Source organism: Sanguibacter sp. Z6_81, from assembly GCF_057180625.1.
Map to the genome: position 1 here is coordinate 813175 of NZ_JBXUFV010000001.1, position 18160 is coordinate 831334.

General features: G+C 72.3%; 16 protein-coding genes. 6 read left to right on the top strand and 10 right to left on the bottom strand.

Annotated elements, in window-relative coordinates:
• Window positions 1–154: 154 nt before the first annotated feature.
• Genes AC2AXK_RS03865 through AC2AXK_RS03890 form a run of 6 tightly spaced genes read right to left on the bottom strand, consistent with a single transcriptional unit; the run spans window position 155 to window position 5353 of the window.
• A complete protein-coding gene (locus tag AC2AXK_RS03865) occupies window positions 155–829 on the bottom strand; it encodes a DUF6226 family protein (RefSeq protein WP_484344017.1) in 675 nt (224 codons plus the stop codon).
• Window positions 830–837: 8 nt separating this feature from the next.
• Entirely contained in the window at window positions 838–1569 is a 732-nt protein-coding gene (locus tag AC2AXK_RS03870; protein ID WP_484344018.1) for a class I SAM-dependent methyltransferase, read from the bottom strand.
• Between the two features lie 47 nt (window positions 1570–1616).
• The gene (locus AC2AXK_RS03875) at window positions 1617–2228 is read right to left on the bottom strand and encodes a polysaccharide deacetylase family protein (protein WP_484344019.1); all 612 of its coding nucleotides are present in this window, start codon (window positions 2226–2228) and stop codon (window positions 1617–1619) included.
• Entirely contained in the window at window positions 2225–3589 is a 1365-nt protein-coding gene (locus tag AC2AXK_RS03880) for an MFS transporter (protein ID WP_484344020.1), read from the bottom strand. Before AC2AXK_RS03880 ends, AC2AXK_RS03875 begins: the two co-directional genes overlap by 4 nt.
• Window positions 3586–4353, bottom strand: coding sequence for a hypothetical protein (locus AC2AXK_RS03885; RefSeq protein WP_484344021.1), 768 nt, complete (start codon window positions 4351–4353; stop codon window positions 3586–3588). The genes AC2AXK_RS03880 and AC2AXK_RS03885 overlap by 4 nt, the downstream gene beginning before the upstream one ends.
• Before the next feature lie 10 nt (window positions 4354–4363).
• On the bottom strand, window positions 4364–5353 hold the full coding sequence (locus AC2AXK_RS03890) for an acetylxylan esterase (protein WP_484344022.1): 990 nt from the start codon (window positions 5351–5353) through the stop codon (window positions 4364–4366).
• Between the two features lie 251 nt (window positions 5354–5604).
• On the opposite strand from AC2AXK_RS03890, the gene AC2AXK_RS03895 reads away from it, so the two are divergent.
• Entirely contained in the window at window positions 5605–7689 is a 2085-nt protein-coding gene (locus AC2AXK_RS03895) for an alpha-glucuronidase (protein WP_484344023.1), read from the top strand.
• A gap of 4 nt (window positions 7690–7693) precedes the next feature.
• Here the strand turns inward: AC2AXK_RS03895 and AC2AXK_RS03900 are convergent, their stop codons facing one another.
• Complete coding sequence (locus AC2AXK_RS03900; protein ID WP_484344024.1) at window positions 7694–8287, bottom strand: NADPH-dependent FMN reductase; 594 nt, start codon at window positions 8285–8287, stop codon at window positions 7694–7696.
• A gap of 212 nt (window positions 8288–8499) precedes the next feature.
• On the opposite strand from AC2AXK_RS03900, the gene AC2AXK_RS03905 reads away from it, so the two are divergent.
• From AC2AXK_RS03905 to AC2AXK_RS03915, 3 genes are read left to right on the top strand one after another with little or no spacing between them, the layout of a single operon-like run.
• On the top strand, window positions 8500–10059 hold the full coding sequence (locus AC2AXK_RS03905; RefSeq protein WP_484344247.1) for a Re/Si-specific NAD(P)(+) transhydrogenase subunit alpha: 1560 nt from the start codon (window positions 8500–8502) through the stop codon (window positions 10057–10059).
• Between the two features lie 5 nt (window positions 10060–10064).
• The gene (gene pntB, locus AC2AXK_RS03910; RefSeq protein WP_484344025.1) at window positions 10065–11504 is read left to right on the top strand and encodes a Re/Si-specific NAD(P)(+) transhydrogenase subunit beta; all 1440 of its coding nucleotides are present in this window, start codon (window positions 10065–10067) and stop codon (window positions 11502–11504) included.
• Window positions 11505–11551: 47 nt separating this feature from the next.
• Window positions 11552–12214 (top strand): DUF998 domain-containing protein, encoded by a 663-nt coding sequence (locus AC2AXK_RS03915; protein WP_484344026.1) that lies wholly within the window; start codon window positions 11552–11554, stop codon window positions 12212–12214.
• Here AC2AXK_RS03915 and AC2AXK_RS03920 read toward each other — a convergent pair.
• Together AC2AXK_RS03920 and AC2AXK_RS03925 are read right to left on the bottom strand one after the other, a co-directional pair.
• On the bottom strand, window positions 12152–13450 hold the full coding sequence (locus tag AC2AXK_RS03920; RefSeq protein ID WP_484344027.1) for an alpha-amylase family glycosyl hydrolase: 1299 nt from the start codon (window positions 13448–13450) through the stop codon (window positions 12152–12154). The genes AC2AXK_RS03915 and AC2AXK_RS03920 overlap by 63 nt on opposite strands.
• A gap of 9 nt (window positions 13451–13459) precedes the next feature.
• Window positions 13460–14443, bottom strand: a complete 984-nt coding sequence (locus AC2AXK_RS03925; RefSeq protein WP_484344028.1) for a helix-turn-helix transcriptional regulator — start codon at window positions 14441–14443, stop codon at window positions 13460–13462.
• 61 nt (window positions 14444–14504) lie between these two features.
• Between AC2AXK_RS03925 and AC2AXK_RS03930 the strand changes: the two genes are divergently transcribed.
• Both AC2AXK_RS03930 and AC2AXK_RS03935 read left to right on the top strand, forming a co-directional pair.
• Window positions 14505–15071, top strand: a complete 567-nt coding sequence (locus tag AC2AXK_RS03930; RefSeq protein WP_484344029.1) for a DinB family protein — start codon at window positions 14505–14507, stop codon at window positions 15069–15071.
• A gap of 15 nt (window positions 15072–15086) precedes the next feature.
• The gene (locus AC2AXK_RS03935; RefSeq protein WP_484344030.1) at window positions 15087–15644 is read left to right on the top strand and encodes a DinB family protein; all 558 of its coding nucleotides are present in this window, start codon (window positions 15087–15089) and stop codon (window positions 15642–15644) included.
• Window positions 15645–15724: 80 nt separating this feature from the next.
• Here the strand turns inward: AC2AXK_RS03935 and AC2AXK_RS03940 are convergent, their stop codons facing one another.
• Window positions 15725–18091, bottom strand: coding sequence for a beta-xylosidase/alpha-l-arabinosidase (locus AC2AXK_RS03940; protein ID WP_484344031.1), 2367 nt, complete (start codon window positions 18089–18091; stop codon window positions 15725–15727).
• Window positions 18092–18160 lie beyond the last annotated feature (69 nt).

An 18160-nucleotide genomic window follows, 5' to 3' on the forward strand; every position in this document is an offset into this window, starting at 1 on the left:
ACCGGAGCTACGTGCGCTGGACGCAGTGGATCTTCCTGCGGATCTTCGACACCTGGTGCGACGACGTCGACGCCGTCCGCCCCGACGGCGGCACGGGCAGGGCGCGCCGCATCGCGGAGCTGCGCGAGGAGGGCACGGCGCGTTCTACGACGCGTCAGCGGATGGCTGGGGAGCGGTGCCGCTCGCGCAGGGGCCACGGCTCCCAGCCGTCGCGGACCGGCACGAGGCGCCGACGGAGTGCCTTCCGATCGCGGCGTGCCATCCCGCGGAGGACGTGCTCCCCGCTCCCGTCGGACTGCTCGAACGACGAGCGGACAGCCGAGAGGAGCCCAGGCAACGTCGAGCCCCGGAACCGTTCGGTGAACCGACCCTCGACGACGGCGAGCACGAACGACTCCATGTCTTGGACGACGTCCTCGAGCGAGTCGTCGCACGCATCGCACCCGCACCCCGGGAAACCGGACATCCGCGTGAGGCCAGCCCGGATGTGCACGGCGGGGTGTGTGTTGACGACGAACTCCAGCGACGCTGCCAAGGGATTCGAGGGCGTGAGCCGGGTCCCGCGCACGACGTCGAGGCCAGCCGTGGTGCTGACCGGCACGTCGTCGGGGGGCTCGTCGAGCATGACGACGACGTCGTACTCCTCGACGAGGTACGCGACGAGCGCGTCCGCGACGGTGACGACCGGCGCCCATCGGTCGGGATGTTCCGCAGAGGTGTACGTGTCCTCGGGCGGGGACCCGGCCCAGCGGTGGCCGTAGTCGATCACCGCGCCGGTCGCGTCGCGGAACACGAGCGACGGAAGGGCGGGGCGGACGTAGGCGGCCATGGGCCACCTCACCACGCCGAACGGCGAGCCTGGAAGACCATCAGGGGCGCGTCGTCCGAGAACGGCGTCCGGTCCCAGTCGGACCAGACGCCGTCGAGCGCGAACCCGGCAGCCTTGAGCTGCTGCTCGATGAGGTCACGGTCGCGGAACGCAAGGGTGAGCTCCTCGACGACCTCGTCGCCGGAGTCCTCGAAGCGGTTGTGAAAGATGAGGTCGACGAGCCCGGGCCCGGACTCGGTGGCCTCCGTCCACTCGCGCAGCGGACCGCGAGCCGTCGGTCTGATCGTCGGCTCTGCCGCGGCCCACGACTCCCACGCCCGCACCCGGGGGTTGCGGCTCTCGAACGCGAAGACCCCTCCGCCCCGGAGCGCGACGCGGACGTCGCGCAGCGTGCGCTCCCAGGCGTCGTCGGAAGAGATGTGCTGGGCGACGTTGCCCGTCATGACTGCGTAGTCGAAACCTCCGCCCGGGATATCGCGGCTGTCCCCGAGGATCCACTGCACGTCCGAGCCACCTGGGCGGCCGGTGGCATGAGCGAGCATGCTGGGCGACGGATCGATGCCCACGACCGTGCGACCGGGGCGAGCGAAGGTGACCGTGAGGATGCCGGTCCCGCAGCCGATGTCGAGGATCGAGCGTGCACCGATCTCGTCCGCGAGAGCACGGAAGTAGTCGTGATCGGGTCCGTCCGGGTTGTCCTCGTCGTAGAGCTCGACGAGGCGCGCGTCGTAGTCAGTCATCACGTGCAGCGTAGGACCCGCCCGCCTCTGTCGAACGTGCCTGACCGCTACGCGGGGACCGTGAAGGTCCACCCGTCGGCGCGTAGGCGGGGGATGAGCTGCGCGACGGCCGCGACGGTCTCGCTGCGGTCGCCCCCGCCGTCGTGCAGGAGGATGACGCCGCCGGGCTCCACCGTGAGCAGGCGGCGGAGCAGCTCGTCGACGCCCGGTGGCTCCCAGTCCTCCACAGCGAGCTGCCACCCCACCGACCGCATGCCCATGTCGGCGGCCACGCCGATGGTGCGGCCCCAGTGGCCGAACGGTGCGCGGAAGAACGGGACCTGCGCGTCGGGGACGGCCGCGCGGATCGCGGCGTGCGTCCGCGCGAGGTCGGCGCGTACCGCGTCCGGTTCCCAGTCCTCGAGGTCGTCGTGCTGCCACGAGTGGTTCCCCAGGGTGTGCCCGTCGGCCACGATGCGCCGCACGATCTCGGGGTGCGCCTCGGCCTGCTGGCCGACGAGGAAGAAGACGGCGGGCACCTTCTCGCGAGCAAGGAGGTCGAGGAGCTCGACGGTGTGCGGGGGGTTGGGGCCGTCGTCGAACGTGAGGACCACGGAGCGGGCGGTGCCGTTGCCGGGGAGGGTCTCGATGACGTCGTGGGGGGAGACGGTGCTGGTCACGAGGTGGATCCTGCCCCACCGGCGAGCCGGGGTCCACCGCGGGACCACAGCACCACCGGGATGAGCAGGAGCGAGAGGACCCCACCGGCGAGGGACAGGGCGGCGTAGCTCGTGCCGGCCATGACGACGCCGGACATGACACCGCCGCCTGCCCCGGCCAGGGCGACGAGGACGTCGAGGTTTCCCTGGGTGCGGGCGCGGGTGCTCAGCGGGGTGGCGTCGACGACGAGCGCCGTGCCGCTGATGAGCCCGACGTTCCATCCGAGCCCCAGCAGCGCCAGGGCGATCATGAGCTGGACCATCGAGTGCTCGGGAGCGGTCGCCGCGACGATCCCGGCGGCCAGCAGCGTGACACCCGAGGCCACCGACATGACCGTCCGGCCGAGCCGGTCCACGAGCATGCCGGTCACGAGCGAGGGGAGGAACATCGCGCCCACGTGCACGGAGATCACGACGCCGACCTCGGTCAGCCCGTGGCCGTGCGCGCGCATGTGGACGGGGGTCATCGTCATGATCGCGACCATCGCGATCTGGGTGAGGACCATGACCGTCGCGCCGACCACGACGCCCCGGTCGACGCCGACGGGCCGGTCGTCCACGGGAGCCGATGGCTCCGAGGACGAGTCGTGCTCCGACGTGGGCGCCCACGACGAGTCCTGCGCGGCGATCGCCCGCGCCAGCAGGAAGGGGTCCGGGCGCAGCAGGACGAGCAGGACGGCCCCGGCCGCCAGGTAGGCGACGGCGGCGAGGAGGAACGGCCCCGCGAGGGCGGGGATGCCGATCGCCGCGGCGGCGTCGCCCATCGGGGTGACGAGGTTGGGCCCCGCGACGGCACCGAGCGTCGTGGACACCATCGCCAGGCTCACGGACGTCGCGCGCCGCTCCGGTGTCGCGAGGTCGGTCCCCGCGTAGCGGGCCTGGAGGTTCGTGGCCGTCCCGGCGCCGTAGACGAGCAGGGACGCGAACAGCAGCACGAGGTTCCCGGTCACCGCAGCAGCGACGACGCCGAGCGCCCCCACACCCCCGGCGACGAAACCCCCGGTGAGCCCCACGCGACGACCGCGGCGCTGCGAGACGCGTCCGACGAGGAACGCGGTCGCCGCCGACCCGAGCGTGAACAGGGCGGTGGGCAACCCGGCGAGCCCGTCGCTGTCGAGCATGTCCTGCGCGAGCAACGCCCCGACCGTCACCCCGGCAGCGAGGCCGGCCCCACCGAAGACCTGCGAGAGGACGACGACCCGTAGCGTGCGCCGGTACAGCACCTGCTGGCGTTCGGGTGACGCGGCGTAGGTCGCGACGACGTCGGGCGAGAGCTCGCGCGCCGCACGCCGGCGCGGCACGCTCCCCGCCGGCCCGGTCACACCGTGCGGCGCTTCTGCGACATGTGCATCGCCAGCGTCCCCACCTCGGCGCGCAACGCCCAGGCGAGGTCCTTCTCGCGGATGACGTCCCGCGCGGCGAGGTCGCGCAGCGCGCCGTGGAGGTCTCGCTGCACCGCGTCGCGGTCGGCCGGGGTGAGCCGGGCGACCTCGTCCCGCACCCGCGCGAGAGGGGCGTTGCGCGCCCGCCCGTCCTGGCCCGGCGCGCGCTTCCGGGGCCTCATGACCAGGCGCCACAGGACCCCTCCGGCGATCGAGGCGGCGACCATCACCCCGATCCAGACCGACCAGCCCGGAGGCGTCACGTCCACCCCCCGGCTCAGGGCGGCCACAGCGCTCATGCCGCCGAGCACGCAGGCCACGATGCCGACGGTCTCGGCCACGGTGTCCCGGGGCCGCCCTCGGCGGTGCCAGCTCACCATGTGGCCGAGGACGACGAGGAGCGTGACCGCGAAGCACACCCCGGCGACGGGAATCGTCACGGCGGGGTCGGGGTCGGCCCGTCCGTACCGGTCCCCGATGAGGGTGGTGAACCCCCAGACCGGTGCACCGTAGACGACGGCGGCGACGAGCAGGACCGGGATCATCCACACGAGGCTGCGCCGCCGGTGGGCCCGGGCATGCGGACCCTTGGGGTCGAGGTGCACGAGCACCGACGGGTGCGGCTCGAGCGCCGCGACCTCGAGCGCCCGCCACATCTTCGGCTGTGCCTCGTGGATGCTGCTCGCCAGTCGTTGCGCGCTCACCGCCGGACCCCTAGACGCCGCTTCGCGGCGCGAGCCACGCGAGCTGTGCGAGGACCTGCTGCGCCTCGCCGCCCTCGTGGTGGTTGTACTTGTAGACGTTGATCTCCCGGTCCGGCGTGCCGCCGGTGGCGCTCGCGTAGTGGTTGTACGCCGCGAACACGGTCGACGGCGGGCAGATGGTGTCCTGCAGACCGGTGGAGAACAGGGCGGCAGCCTGCGCACGCTTCGCGAGGTTGACGCCGTCGACGTAGGACAGGGTGCGGAAGACCTGCTCCTCCGCGTCGCGGTGGACGGCGAGGTAGCGCAGCACCTCGTTGTACGGGTCCTGGCCCGTGAGCCCCACGGCCCGTTCGAGGTGGCACATGAACGGGACGTTCGGCATGACGGCGAGCAGGTCGGGGACGAGTCCGGCGACGGCGAGCGCCAGCCCTCCGCCCTGGCTGTTGCCGGTCACGGTGACCCGCGCCGGGTCGACCCCGGGGAGTGCCCGGACGGCGTCGACCGCGCGCACGGCATCGGTGATGAGGCGCGTGAAGTAGTACGTCTCGGGGTCGGCGATGCCGCGCGTGACCATGCCGGGGGTGGCCGGGCCGGACCCGACGGGGTCGGCCGTGGCGCCGGGGGATCCGGCGCTGCCCTGGCCGCGGGAGTCCATGAGCAGGTGCGCGTACCCGGCGTTCGCCCAGGTGAGGCGCTCGCCCGGGAGGCCACGGCCGCGGCCGTAGCCCAGGTACTCGACGACGGCGGGCAGGGGGGTGTCACCGGCTCCGGCCGGGCGGGTGTACCACCCGCGGACCGGTTCTCCGTCGTGCCCGGGGAACGTCACGTCCCAGATCTCGACGAGACGCAGGTCGCTGGCGACGCGTTCGGCGCTCACGCTCTGCTCCACGGCGCGCGCCCGCCCGAGGATCTTCTCCCAGAACGCGTCGAGGTCAGCGGGTTCCGCGACGTCCGGGCGGTAGTGCTCGAGCTCGGAGAGGGGAAGGTCGAAGAAGGCCATGCGGGCACCGTCCTTGGGGCGTGGGCAGGAGCGTCGTCGGACCGTGCGCGGCAACGTCGCCGGGCGCGGGTCCCATGAGTGCGCGGGGTCCCGCGAGTATATTTTGACCAACGGCCGTACGTAAACCTATCCTCTTCGTACCGATTGCACTGATGAGGGTGTCGAACGTACCGTCGTCCGTTCCGCGAACTTCCAGCCGGCCCGACGCCGGCGAGCACGCACCTCTCCCAACGATGCGAGGTCCGACCGTTATGACGCAGACGTCAGCTGCTGACCAGCTCTGGCTCGGGCCCACGGCCTGGGCCGCAGTCGGTTCACGACGCATCCAGATCCTCGCCCCGGACACCGCGATCGCCCGAGCGGTCCGCCAGGACGTGGACGACGCGACGCGCACGCACGGGGGGGCCGTGGTCGGCGAGGGTGCCGACGTGGACCTCGTCCTCGCCACCCTCGGCGAGGTCGGCGCCTGGCACAGCGCGCTGCCGGACGACGACCCCGACGCGACGACCGCGTCGATGCTGTGCGCGCAGCAGGACGCGGCAGAGCGCGCACCCGTGCCGGACGGCTTCCTCGTGCTGCGCCATCGTGGCGTGACGGTCGTGCTCGCCGGCGACGGCGCGGGCCTCCTCTACGGTCTGCACCACATCGTCCGCCAGGGCGAGGCGGCGTTCACGACCACGGACAGCCACGTCGAGCTCCACGAGCCGGCCCAGGAGCTGCGCATGCTCGACCACTGGGACAACATCGCGGCCGACACCCCCATGGGGCCCGTCGAGCGTGGGTACGCGGGGGCGTCGATCTTCTATGCCGACGGTCGCGTCCGCGAGGACCTCAGCAGGGTGGAGCAGTACGCGAGGGCGCTCGCGAGCATCGGCATCAACGCCGTCGGGCTCAACAACGTCAACGTCCACCCCCGCGAGGCGGAGCTCCTCACGCGTCACCTGCCCGACGTCGCCCGCATCGCGGAGATCTTCCGCGCCCGGGGGATCCGGGTGTACCTCAGCGTCGACTTCGCTGCCCCCATCACCCTCTCCGGCATGGAGACGTCGGACCCGCTCGACGAGCGTGTCCAGGCGTGGTGGGCCGACGCCGTGGCCCGCGTCTACGAGGTGATCCCCGACTTCGGGGGCTTCGTCGTCAAGGCGGACTCCGAAGGGCGACCCGGGCCGTTCGCGTACGGCCGGGACCACGCCGACGGCGCGAACATGCTCGCGCGGGCGCTGGAGCCCCACGGCGGCACGGTGTTCTGGCGCGCGTTCGTCTACAACCACACGCAGGACTGGCGGGACCGGTCCACCGACCGCGCCCGGGCGGCGTACGACCACTTCGCGCCCCTCGACGGGACGTTCGACGACAACGTCGTGCTGCAGGTGAAGTACGGTCCTCTCGACTTCCAGGTGCGCGAGCCGGTCTCCCCGGTCCTCGCGGCCATGGGCAGCACCCGCCTCGCGGTCGAGCTGCAGGTCACGCAGGAGTACACGGGGCAGCAGAAGCACGTGTGCTACCTCGGTACCCAGTGGAGCGAGATCCTCGACTTCCGGCTGTGGGGGGACGAGCGGAGCGTGGCGGACGTCGTCGGCGGCCGGGGCCGCGTCGGTGGGGGACCCCGCGGCGGCATCACGGCTGTCTCCAACGTCGGTGACGACGAGTTCTGGACCGGGCACCCGCTCGCTCAGGCCAACCTCTTCGCGTTCGGCAGGCTCGCGTGGGACGCGACGTGCGACCCCCTCGTCATCCTCGACGAGTGGATCGGCATGACGTTCGGCGACGACCCCGAGGTCCGCGCGACGCTGCACGCGGTCATGGACGACTCGTGGCAGACGTACGAGCAGTACACCGCGCCCCTCGGTGTGTGCTTCATGGTGCAGCCCAACCACCACTACGGGCCGTCCGTCGACGGGTACGAGTACTCGCCGTGGGGTACGTACCACTTCGCCGACCGGGACGGGATCGGCGTGGACCGCACGCGCGCCACCGGGACGGGGTACACCGGGCAGTACCCGCCGCCGTGGCGCGACATCTACGAGCCGGTGGACACGTGCCCGGACGAGCTCCTGCTGTTCTTCCACCACGTCCCGTACACCCACGTGCTGCACTCCGGCGCCACGGTGGTCCAGCACATCTACGACACCCACTTCGCCGGGGTCGAGCGTGTGCAGGAGATGGCCGAGGCGGTCACGACGCTCAAGGGAGGTGTGCCGGACGCGACGTTCGAGCGCTTGCAGGAGCGGCTCGCGGAGCAGCTGCGCAGCGCCACGGAGTGGCGCGACCAGGTGAACACCTACTTCTTCCGCAAGTCCGGCATCCCCGACGCGCACGGCCGCACCATCTACTGACCCGTCAGGCCCCCGCGGACGCCGACGGCGTCGCGAACGTCCCGGCACGGACGGCTTCCATGGCGCGCGTCCACACGATGAGCTGGTCGAGCATCGGCGTGACGGACTGCGTCGTCGGCTCGGACGGCGTGAACTGCGTGTAGTTGGTGAAGTCCGAGAACAGGGGCATGAGGACGACGTTGCGCACGTGCGCGACCTGCTGCTCGGAGAGGATGCCTCGCAGGTGCTCGACGGCGCGTGCGCCGCCGGCCGACCCGTAGCTGACGAACCCGGCAGCCTTGTTGTTGAGCTCGACGTAGAGGTAGTCGAGGGCGTTCTTCAGGGCGCCGGAGACGGAGTGGTTGTACTCGCAGACGACGAAGACATACCCGTCGAAGCCTTCCATCGCCTCGGACCACGCGCGGGTGTGCGGCTTGACGCCCTTGCCGAACGACGGCGGTGTCTCCTCGTCCCAGAGGGGCAGGTCGAAGTCGGCGATGTCGACGACCTCGAACTCGGCGTCGTCGCGCTGGGCGGCGATGGATGCCACCCAGTCGGCGACGGTACGGCTCTGTCGGCCCGGACGGATGCTGCTCGTGACGATCGCGATCCTGGTCATGGGTCCTCCGTGTGTCTGCGGTGCGCCACCCGCCCCGCTGGATACTTGAAGCGTAAATCACTTCTGCCGAGGTGTCGCGCGGGAACCGGCCACCCGACCGGGACTCCTGACCCAGCCGGCGACGGGCGTGCCGTGGGAGGGTGCTGGGGTGGGCACGCGCAGCCGCGCTGCCACAGCACGGACCAGTGTTCGCTCGGGGAGAGGTGACGACGTTGAGGATCGGGATACCGCGGGAGAGTCGCGACGGGGAGAACCTCGTGGCGGGGACACCCAGCACCGTGGCACGGCTCGTGAAGCTCGGGTACGACGTCGTCGTCGAGACCGGGGCGGGCGCCGCGGCGAGCTTCCCCGACGACGCGTACGTCGCGTCCGGCGCCACGATCGGCACGGCAGCCGACGCCTGGGGCGCGGACGTCGTCACCGCGGTCAACGCGCCGTCGAACCATGAGGTCGCGATGCTCGCCCCGGGCGCCGTCGTCGCGGCGATGATGAGCCCCGCGACGCACCCGGCGCTCCTCGACACGCTGCGGGAGCGCGGCGTGACGGCACTGGCCCTCGACGCCGTGCCGCGGATCACCCGCGCCCAGTCGCTGGACGTCCTGAGCACCCTGTCCAACATCGCGGGGTACCGCGCCGTCATCGAGGCCGCCGAGGAGTACGGCGGCATGTTCCCCGGGCAGGTCACCGCAGCGGGCAAGACCGCGCCCGCCACCGTGTTCGTCATCGGTGCTGGTGTCGCCGGTCTCGCGGCGATCGGCGCGGCCGGCAGCCTGGGCGCGGCCGTCCGGGCGTTCGACGTGCGGCCCGAGGTCGGCGAGCAGATCGAGTCGATGGGCGGAGTCTTCGTCCGGGCCGACGCCGGGCAGCAGGAGGTCAGCGCCGACGGGTACGCGAGCGAGCTCACGGCCGAGCAGGAACGCCTCACGGCGCAGATGTACGCGACGGAGACCGCGCGTGCGGACATCGTCATCACGACGGCGCTCGTCCGCGGGCAGGCGCCCGTGACCATCACCGCCGACATGGTCGCCGCGATGCACCCGGGGAGCGTCGTCGTCGACCTCGCGGCGTCCGGCGGCGGCAACTGCGAGCTCACCGTCCCGGGCAAGAAGATCGTCTCCGACAACGGGGTCGTCGTCCTCGGGTACACGGACCTCCCGGGCCGGATGCCCCGGCACACGGCCGGGCTGTTCGGGACGAACATCGTCAACCTCCTCACGCTGCTCACCCCGGGCAAGGACGGGGTGCTCGTGCTCGACCTCGACGATCCGGTCCAGCGGGGCATGACGGTCGTGCACGCGGGGGAGATGCTCTGGCCGCCGCCCCCGGTGCAGGTCTCCGCAGCGCCCCCGCCCGCGACCACCGCCCCCGTGGTGGACGCCGAGACGCGCGCCCGTCAGGACGCGGAGGCGGCGGAGGCGGCGCGACGTCGCGGCCAGCGCCGGGGCGTCCTCTACGCCCTCGGCGCGGTGCTCGTCGCCCTGGCCATCACGTACTCCCCGCCGGTGTTCCTCGGGCACTTCACCGTGTTCACGCTCGCGGTCGTCGTGGGGTACTACGTCATCTCCAACGTCAGCCACTCCCTGCACACCCCGCTCATGGCCCAGACGAACGCGATCTCCGGGATCATCCTCGTCGGCGCCCTGCTGCAGATCGGTGACTCCAGCTGGGTCGTCACCACGCTGGCGGTCCTCGCGGCGAGCGTCGCGTCCATCAACATCTTCGGCGGGTTCGTCGTCGCGTACCGCATGCTCGGCATGTTCCGGAAGGCGTGATCGCTGTGCTCACCTCCCTGGTCCAGGCGGCCTACCTCATCGCCGCCCTCCTCTTCGTCCTCAGCCTCGCGGGGCTCTCCGCGCAGCGCACCGCCCGGCGCGGCAACCTCCTCGGCATGGCGGGCATGGGCCTCGCGCTCGTCGCCACCGTCGTCCTCGCCGTCGAGCGTGCGGAGCGGTCCGCGATCGTCACCCTGCTGCTCATCGCCCTCGCCCTCATCATCGGGCTCGTCGTCGGCACGTGGCAGGCGCGCCGCGTGGAGATGACGCAGATGCCGGAGATGATCGCGCTCCTGCACAGCTTCGTCGGGCTCGCGGCGATGGTCGTGGGCATCAACTCCTTCGTCACCGGCAGCGGGCCGGGCGAGCACACCGACACCGTCCACCTCGTCGAGGTGTTCCTCGGCGTGCTCATCGGCGCCGTGACCCTCACGGGCTCCGTCGTCGCGTTCGCGAAGCTCTCCGGACGGATGTCCTCCAACCCGCTCATGCTCCCGGCGCGCAACGCCCTCAACCTGGCCGCCGTCCTCGTGTCCGCAGGGCTCATGGCATGGTTCCTCGCCGAGCCGTCGCTCCCGCCCCTGCTGCTCATGACGGTCGTCGCGCTGCTGCTGGGCTGGCACCTCGTGGCGTCGATCGGCGGCGGGGACATGCCCGTCGTCGTCTCGATGCTCAACTCGTACTCCGGCTGGGCTGCGGCGGCGGCCGGGTTCATGCTCGACAACAACCTGCTCATCATCGTCGGCGCCCTCGTGGGGTCCTCCGGTGCGATCCTCTCCTACATCATGTGCCGGGCGATGAACCGCTCGTTCATCAGCGTCATCCTCGGGGGCTTCGGTGCGGAGGGCGGCACGGTCGTCGCCTCGGCCGCGGTCGAGGGCACGCACCACGAGGTCACCGCGCACGACGTCGCGGAGATGCTCAGCGAGGCGCGGTCGGTCGTCATCACGCCCGGCTACGGCATGGCCGTGGCCAAGGCGCAGTACCCCGTCGCCGACCTCGTGTCGCGGTTGCGCGACGCCGGCGTGCAGGTGCGCTTCGGTGTGCACCCGGTGGCCGGGCGGCTCCCGGGGCACATGAACGTGCTGCTGGCGGAGGCGAGGGTGCCGTACGACATCGTCCTGGAGATGGACGAGATCAACGAGGACCTCGCGTCGACCGACGTCGTCCTCGTCATCGGGGCCAACGACACGGTCAACCCGGCGGCCCTCGACGACCCGGGCTCGCCCATCGCCGGGATGCCCGTCCTCGAGGTGTGGAAGGCCAAGCAGGTCGTCGTCTTCAAGCGGTCCATGGCCACCGGGTACGCCGGGGTGCAGAACCCGCTGTTCTTCCGGGACAACACCGCCATGCTGTTCGGTGACGCGAAGACCCAGGTCGACGCCATCATCGGCGCGCTGGCGGGTTCCCTGCCGGGCGCGGTCGCGGGTTCCGGGCGAGGATGACGTCGGCCGCGCACGAGCTGGCCATCACCTGAGGAGAGGCGGCGTCGGTGGCTGGACGCCGCAGCATCCCGTGGTGGGCGGTGGCGTCCGCGGTCGCCGCGCCGGTCGCGATGATCGGCGGGTGGACGCTCGCCGCCGCTCAGCAGCCGTCGTTCGACGCGACGACACAGACGATCAGCGCCCTGGCGACGTCGGGCGTGCGGGCTCCGTGGATCATGGGCGCGGGGCTCGCGCTCACCGGTGTGGCGCACGTCGTCACGGCGGCCGGCCTGCGGCCGCTCCCGAGGGCGGCCCGGGTGGTGCACGCCGTCGGTGGTGTCGCGACGCTCGCCGTCGCGGCGCTCCCGAGCGACGCCTACCCGCAGCCGCACTGGATCGCGGCAGCGGTCGGGTTCGGCGCGCTCGCGCTCTGGCCGGCCCTGTCGTGGCGCCGGGAGCCGGGGGAGCGGAGCGGTCCCGTCACGTCCCGTCCCGTCGTCGCGGTCGGTGCGACCGTGGTGCTCGCCGGCCTCCTGGGCGTGTTCGTCCTCGAGCTCGCGCACGTCACGCCCACCGACGGCCGGCTGACCGGGCTGTGGGAGCGGGGCGTCGCAGGCGCCGAGGCGCTGTGGCCGCTCGTCGTCGTCGTCGCGTGGCGCCGCTGGACGTCAGGCCAGGACGGCCCAGCCGTGGGCAGGCACCGTCCAGCGGTCCCCGTCGCGCCGCGCTGAGCCAGCGAGCAGCTCCGAGGGTCGACGCCCGGAGCTGCTCGCATCGACCACGACGCCCTCGTCCCCGATCGACAGTGCGACGACGACGCGGTGCTCGCCGTCGCTCACCTCGATGACGTAGCTCGTGTTCGTGAGCGTCGTGCTGCGGCTCGTCGCGGTGTGCAGCCACGGGTGGCGGCGGCGCACCGCGATGAGCTCCCGGTGCAGGGCGAGCGTCGCCGCGGCGTCGGTCGAGAGGTGGAGGTCGTCGGGGCTCGCGGGGAAGGCGGGCCGCACGGCGTCGTCGCCGCCCGCCCGCTCCTCCTTGACGCCGAGCATGCCGAGCTCGTCGCCGTAGTAGACGGACGGCGTCCCGCCGAGGAGGAAGAGCAGCACGACCGCGTGCGGACGGTGCCGCGGGTCGGGGATCTGGCTGGCGATGCGCGTGACGTCGTGGTTCCCGACGAACGTGTACGGCACGAACGTCTCGAGGAAGGTGTTGTGCCGGGTCAGCGTCCAGTCGAGCTCGTAGAAGTTGGCGGAGGAGATCGAGCTCCAGATCGACTTCCACAGCTCGTACTGGGTCACGGAGTCGAGCGTCCCCTGGGTGACGAACGCGGCGTAGTCGCCGTGCAGCACCTCGCCGAGGACGTAGACGTCGGGGAACTGCTCTCGCACCCGCGCGAGGACCGGTGCCCAGAACCCGACGGGGACGGAGTACGCGGCGTCGAGCCGCCACCCGTCGACCCCGCGCTCGAGCCAGTACGTCATGACGGCCACGACGAGGTCGGCGACGGCCGGGTTGGCGTGGTCGAGCGCGACGAGCGCGTCGTGCCCCTCGAACACCTCGAGGGCGCCGGACGCGTCGTGCCGGAAGAGGGCGTTCTCCGGTGCGGCCGGGTCGGTGAGCGCGGCCTGCAGGGGCGCGAAGGCGCGGCCGACGTGGTTGAACACACCGTCGAGGAGCACGCGGATGCCCCGCTCGTGCGCCGCGTCGACGAGGTGGACGAGGTCGGCCTCGTCGCCGAGCCGCGGGTCGACGCGGAGGTAGTCGATCGTGTCGTACCCGTGGGTGCTGGAGTCGAAGACGGGGCCGAGCGCGATGCCGTTGGCGCCCAGCGCGACGACGTGGTCGAGCCACGCCTCGAGGTGCCCGAGCCGGTGGGCGGGGGAGCGGTCCGCGCCCGTCGTGTCGGCCCCGACGAAGCCGAGGGGGTAGACGTGCCACCAGATCACGTGCTCGGTCCATGACTGCATGCTCCGACCCTAGCCCGGGGGCTCCGACGGGCGCCGCGGTTCGGGCGGACGCCCGGCGGCCGTCATGCGCGCGCCGAGGCGGGCGACGGCGTCGCGCAGCTCCTGCGGTTCGTGGACCTCGAAGTCGTAGCCGACGGTCCCCAGGTGGAGTGCCACGAGGTCGAGATCGTCGCCGCCCACCACGAGCACGCACGTCCCGTCCGCGCCGGGTTCGACGACACCGACGGCTGCCGGGACGCGCTCCTGGACGGCGGGCGCACTCGCGTGGAAGAGGACGCGCGCGACGAAGCGGTAGGGAGTGGCCGTGATCGCGCGCTGGACGAAGGCGACGGGATCGGGGTGCTCCCGGAGCCGGAAGCGCCACGTCGTGGGCTCGACGGCGCCCATCCTGTCGAGGCGGAACGTTCGCCAGTCCTCGCGGTCGAGGTCCCACGCCATGAGGTACCAGCGGCGTCCGGTGACCACCAGCCGGTACGGCTCCACGCTGCGCTCGGAGCGTGATCCGTCACCGGCCGTGTAGCCGAACCGCACCTGCAGGAGGTCGCGCCGGGCGCGCGCGAGACGCAGCAGGACGTCCCCGTCGACGTCCGCCCCGCTGCCCGGGACCATCGAGGTGGCACCGAGGATGGCGGCGACCTCGGACCGCAGGCGGGGCGGCATGACCTGGTCGAGCTTCGCGAGGGTCCGCAGCGCGGCCTCGCTCGCGCTCGTCACAGGGCTGGCGGACGCCAGTCGCAGGGAGATGGCGACGGCGACGGCCTCGTCGTCGTCGAGCAGCAGGGGCGGGAGAGCCTTGCCGGCGCCCAGCCGGTAGCCGCCGTCCGTGCCCTGCATCGCTTCGACGGGGTACCCGAGGTCCCGCAGGCGCGTGACGTCGCGCCGGATGCTGCGCGTGGTGACGTCGAGCTCGGCCGCGAGCTGGGGTCCGGTCCACACCGTGCGGGACTGGAGCAGGCTGAGGAGACGCAGGAGCCGGTGCGCGGTCACGGACATGGAGCGATGCTCGCACACCCTGCGGACGGGAACTGTCCTGTTTCCCGGCGACGCTCGTGCTATGACCACGACACACGAGATCCGATGGAACGACCAGCTCGTCGAGCAGATCGACTGGCACTGGCGCACCCAGCTGCGCCCCCGCCTCGAGGGCCTCACCGACGAGGAGTACCTGTGGGAGCCCGTCCCCGGCTGGAGCATCCGCCCGCGCGGCACTGGCTCCGCGCCCGTCCAGGGCGGCGCAGGTGACATGACGATCGACTTCGCGATGCCCGAGCCCGAGCCCGCCCCCTTCACGACCATCGCGTGGCGGCTCGCGCACGTCATCGTCGGTGTCCTCGCCCTCCGCAACGCGGCTCACCACGGCCGGACACCCACGGACTACATGGAGTTCGACTACGCCGCGACGGCCGACGGGGCGCTCGCCCAGCTCGACGAGGAGTACGCGCGCTGGATCGCGGGCGTCCGTGCGTGGGGCGAGGACGGGCTGCTTCTCCCGTGCGGACCCGCCGAGGGCGGGTACGCCGAGGAATCTCGTGCCGGCCTCGTCCTGCACATCACCCGCGAGCTCATCCACCACGGCGCAGAGATCGCCCTCCTGCGCGACCTCTACCTCCACGAGCACTGACCGAGAGGCCTCACCATGCCCGGACACGCCCCACCCGTGCACGACGAACGCTCCGGGCTCGCTGCCTTCCTCCACCAGCAGCAGGACGCGTTCCGCATCGTCGTGCACGGCCTCACCGACGAGCAGGCCGGTCTGCGGCCCACCCCCAGCGCCCTGTCGTTGGGTGCCCTGGTCACCCACGTGACCCGGGTGCAGGAGGACTGGCTCGGTGACGTCCTCGCCGCACCGGGCCGCCGGGTCGTGGACGCCGCGGAGGGGCAGGCCGCGTACGAGGCGGCCTTCACGTGGCCCGACGATGCGAGACTCGCCGCTGCCCTCGAGGCGTTCGACGACGTCTGCGCCCGCGTGCAGGCCGCGGTCGCGACCTGCGACCTCGACACGCCCGTCCCGGTCCCGCCCGCGCCCTGGAACCCGACCGACGTCGATGCGTGGTCGGTGCGCTGGGTGTGGTTCCACCTCGTCGAGGAGCTCGCACGGCACGCCGGGCACGCGGACATCCTCCGGGAGGCCGTCGACGGCGGGACCCTCTGGCAGCTCATGGCCCAGCACGAGGGATGGCCGCAGGAGTGGTGATCCCGGCGACCTGAGCCGGGACGACGACGCCCGCACCACCCCGTGGGGCGGTGCGGGCGTCGTCGTCCGTGACTGCTGCGTCAGGCGGTGGTTGCCCCCTCGAGCGCAGCCTCGCGGGCGACCGTCACGTCGACGACGCGGCGGTCGGCGACCGTGACGTCGTGCACGGCGCCCTCGAGCTGGAGGGACTGCGTGAGCGACAGGTCCTCGCAGGAGGCGCCCACGGAGACGAGGATCTCGCCGGGCTCGACGACGCGCACCATGCGACGGTCGCTGAACGCCAGACGCGTCGTGGGGACGTCGAACGTCACCTCGACGCTCTCACCCGCGGCGAGCTCCACCCGGGCGTACCCGAGCAGCTGCACGACGGGCCGCGTGATCGACGCGACCGGGTCCTGGCCGTAGAGCTGCACGACGTCGGCGCTGTCACGGTCACCGGTGTTGCGGACGGTCACCGTCGCGGTGATCGCACCGTCGGTGGGCACGGTCGTCGAGGCGAACCGCAGGTCGCTGTACTCGAACGTCGTGTACGAGAGGCCGTGGCCGAACGGCAGGACGGGCGCGGTGTCGAGGTTGCTCACCGAGCTCGCACCGCCGAGCTTCGGGCGCAGGTAGCTGTACGGCTGCGCGCCGACGGAACGCGGCATCGTCATGGGCAGGTGGCCCGACGGGTTGATGCGGCCGCTGAGCACGCCGGCGACCGCCTGCGAGCCTTCCTGGCCCGGGAAGAACGACTGCACGACGGCCGCGCAGCGCTCGACCGCCCAGTCGACCGCGTACGGACGGCCGGTGAGGAGCACGAGCACGACCGGCTTGCCGGTCTCCAGCAGCGCCTCGACGAGCTGGCGCTGCGCGCCCGGCAGCTCGAGGGAGTCCGCGTCGCAGCCCTCGCCCGAGGTCCCGCGGCCGAAGAGGCCGGAGAAGTCACCGACGACGGCGACGACGACGTCGGAGTCCGCGGCCGCGTCGACGGCAGCGGCGATCCCGCTCGTGTCGTCGCTGAGGATCTCGCAGCCCTGGGCGTACGCGAGCTCGGCGCCGCCCAGCTCGCGCGTGAGCGCGGTGCGCACCGACTCGACGTCGAGGCCGAGGTCGAACGACGGGTGCTGCGGCAGGACGTGCTGGGCGAAGCTGTAGCAGCCGAACAGAGCGGCGGTCGCGTCGGCGTTCGGCCCGACGAGGGCCACCTTCGGCGTCCCGGTGCCAGCCGACGCGCCGGCCAGCGGCAGCGTCCCGTCGTTCGTCAGGAGGATGACGGACTCCTCCGCGATGCGTGCGGCGAGGTCGCGGTGCGGCTGCGGGTCGAGATCGATCTCTCCGATGGCGTCCGGGTCGAACGTCGCGTCGAGCAGCCCCAGGCGCTCCTTCTGGGCGAGCACCCGGAACAGCGAACGGTCGACGAGGGCCTCGTCGAACGCACCGGCCCGGATGAGCTCCGCGAGCGGCTCGAGGTACGCGGTGCCGGTGGGCAGCTCGACGTCGATCCCGGCGGCGAGGGCCTGCGCCGCCGCCTCGCCGAGGTCACCGGCGGTGCCGTGCAGGGTGTGCAGGAACGCCACCGAGAAGTAGTCGGCGACGACGGTCCCGGTGAAGCCCCAGCGCTCACGCAGCAGCGTCGTGAGGAGCTCACGGTCCGCGGCGACGGGAATGCCGTCGATCTCGGCGTAGGAGTTCATCACCGAGTCGACACCACCGTCGAGCACGGCCATCTCGAACGGCGGGAGGAAGACGTCCGCGATCTCGCGGGCACCGGCGTGCACGGGCGCGAGGTTGCGACCCGCGCGGGAGTTGGAGTACCCGACGAAGTGCTTGAGGGTCGCCGCGACCCCAGCGCTCTGGACACCCTGGATGTACGCGGTCGCGACGGTCCCCACGAGGTACGGGTCCTCGGAGATGCACTCCTCGACCCGGCCCCAGCGGGCGTCGCGGATGATGTCGAGCACGGGCGCGAGGCCCTGGTGGACGCCGAGGACGCGCATGGAGTCGCCGATCGCCCGGCCCATCTCCTCGACGAGCTCGGGGTGGAAGCTCGCGCCCCACGACGGCGGCGCCGGGAACGTCGTCGCCTTCCACGCGGCGAGGCCGGTGAGGCACTCCTCGTGCACCAGTGCGGGGATGCCGAGGCGGGTGTTGTTCTGCAGCCACAGCTGTTTGCGGGCGAGCGCCTTCGCCTGGTCGACCGGCTCGACGGGAACGGTGCCGAACACGCGGGTCAGCTGGCCGAGGCCGTGCGTCGCGTAGCCCTCGAGCTCGTCGATCTCGGCCTGCATGGCGTCCTGCATCGGCGCGACGTCACCGCCCTCGCCGCTGCCCCCGCGCCCCTCCCAGAGGCCGACGAGCTGCGCGAGCTTCTCCTCGAGCGTCATCTCGCCCATGAGGGCGCGGACTCGTGCCTCGCCCTCGGGGGACAGCGTGGTGTTGAGCGGTGTGTGGTCAGCGATCGTCATGTGCAACCTCGTCGTTACGTGTATCGGGTGGGGTGTGGGGGCGCCCGCGACCCGCTGGGGTTCTGCGGT